A 2,011-nucleotide genomic window follows, 5' to 3' on the forward strand; every position below is an offset into this window, starting at 1 on the left:
GCAACGAGCTTGCGAAGTTGTTGCGTAGCGCTTGGTGACCAGGACGGCTGGGGCACAAATATAGGTTGTCAAAGGCCGAGTCGATTTTGGGGACTGGGATGTCCCAAAATCTATCACGAGGCCGAAGACACGCTTGTTGAAAATGGGGCTCCTCGGCAGATTTTTGGGGGCTGCCAGCCTTCGTTTCGCTCTCCATGGCTGGCACAGCGTATGCCGAGGCAGGTTACCGGGCCGGATGGCTTTTGTGCCTATTCCGGGAGCGAATCGAATAAACTGCCTTGGCTCATAGCTTCATTCCGACTCTCTTTGAAATATTTTCAGCCAGTCGCTGAAAATCCCATCTGGCATTCTGAACAGCATTGGCATGACTACCGATGGCGCCATCGGCTGATGTCAGTTTGAATATAGGCTTGCGGTGTTCCTGCGCCATTGGAATTAAACTTCGATAATGTTTTATTGTCGCCAGACAGTAGGGGTCATCTTCTGGCTTGATTTTTGAATCCTCATTCTTCCTCAACACCGCTTTTCGATAGACATTCGGGATGCGCTTAACCCATTTGTCATAGGCTTTTACCGGCCGATCCAGTCGTACACTATGCTGCTGACAGAGATAACCGATGGGCTGCATTTTCCCTTCAGGCAATTGAAAATCCGGGAAGTTCTGTGCTTCCACACTATTTTCCCAGTTATCCAGGCGTTTTTTCCACAGGTTTTTCCAACTTTCCAAGGTTGGTCCCAGGTTCTTCAAGCCCTGCAATGAAAACAGATCCGCACCCAGTGGAGTTGCGACATGGTCTGTTGCAATCAGCGCAGATCGATTGATTGCACCCAGGTTTGGGCCGATATCCACCAGAATAATATCAGCTTCTATTTTTTGTGATGCCATTTGCATGACTTGCCAAAATGAACTTAAAATGCGCATTGGACGGTAGAGATTACTATCCCCCATGCTATGCGGCCATTCATTGGAAAGAGCGTCTTCATAGCTGGAAAGCGCAACATCGCCGGGAAGAAGATAAAGGTCGGTACTCATGTCTTGCAATACTGGTTCTACAATATCGCCCACACTTGTTAACGGCTTTACACACTGGTAAATAGTTGAACCAGAAGCCTTCTCATTCCATAACCGTTCTATCTTTTCTTCATCGAGGAAAGCTGCAGTCAGATTGGCTTGTGGGTCAAGATCTGCGATAACAACACGCTTGTGAAGGCCGGCAAATGTCCATGCCAGATGATAAATTAGCGAGGTTTTACCAACCCCACCCTTGTTATTGAAGAATGTCAGTACGGGGGTCGTCATGATTTACCTCTCAGTACGCAAACAACAGCGCTGGAAGTTGTTTGAAACTCGAGATCGGGGTTGCCGTTTTCTTGCATTAATTTTCTGGCGGTGGCAATACCTCTGCCAAAGGACTGAATAAAGCCAAAGGTCTTTAATACATCTGCTATATTGGGATTTCTGTAATCTGTTATTCCCGAACTGCCGAAGTTTTCAATCGTTACATTGCCATAAGGTCCGCCGGGGCTGATGATTTCTATACGATCATTAAACCAATAAACCCGAACCGGTGAGTTGGTACTTTCATAGGTTCGATGCAACGCAGCGTTATACAGGATTTGCTGGATGGCTGCTGGCGGATAGGCTATTTCTTTATTATGTGTTGGAGAGGACACAATATCGATCATTGTTCGATTGTGCGCGCTTAGTTTTTCCTCTGTTCTACGCAACATTTCAACCAGTGTTCCGCCTATGTCTTCTTCATCGATTACCGGATCAGCCAACTCTATTCCATCAATACGCAAAAACTGCGCATAGGCGCCAGATAAAAAATCCTGCGGTGTTTTACCAATTGACAAAAGACCCAGGACGGTTGGTGTTGTTTCATCCGGTGGTAACTACTCACCCCTATCAGCATAGAGCTGTCCCGAAAAGGCCATTTGAATGGCGACCAGCGGATTGTATCCCTGATTTGCCATGGTCTGCAGGTAACTGGAGATGCGGCAATAGGCC

The 2,011-nt window shown here is 47.2% G+C and carries 3 protein-coding genes; all 3 read right to left on the reverse strand.

Translation table 11 applies throughout. From position 1 onward, the window contains the following. Positions 1 to 196, reverse strand: a 196-nt coding sequence (locus tag ACOCD2_RS17735; RefSeq protein WP_293650591.1) for a hypothetical protein, incomplete at its 3' end; no start/stop codon positions are given. Positions 197 to 283: 87 nt separating this feature from the next. Beyond that, the gene (locus tag ACOCD2_RS17740; protein WP_293674992.1) at positions 284 to 1,300 is read right to left on the reverse strand and encodes a ParA family protein; all 1,017 of its coding nucleotides are present in this window, start codon (positions 1,298 to 1,300) and stop codon (positions 284 to 286) included. After that, complete coding sequence (locus tag ACOCD2_RS17745; protein ID WP_293674993.1) at positions 1,297 to 1,857, reverse strand: ATP-binding protein; 561 nt, start codon at positions 1,855 to 1,857, stop codon at positions 1,297 to 1,299. Before ACOCD2_RS17745 ends, ACOCD2_RS17740 begins: the two co-directional genes overlap by 4 nt. Positions 1,858 to 2,011: the final 154 nt, after the last annotated feature.

It is taken from the genome of Thiolapillus sp. (assembly GCF_048562965.1).
GTDB classification, from domain to species: domain Bacteria; phylum Pseudomonadota; class Gammaproteobacteria; order Chromatiales; family Chromatiaceae; genus Thiolapillus; species Thiolapillus brandeum_A.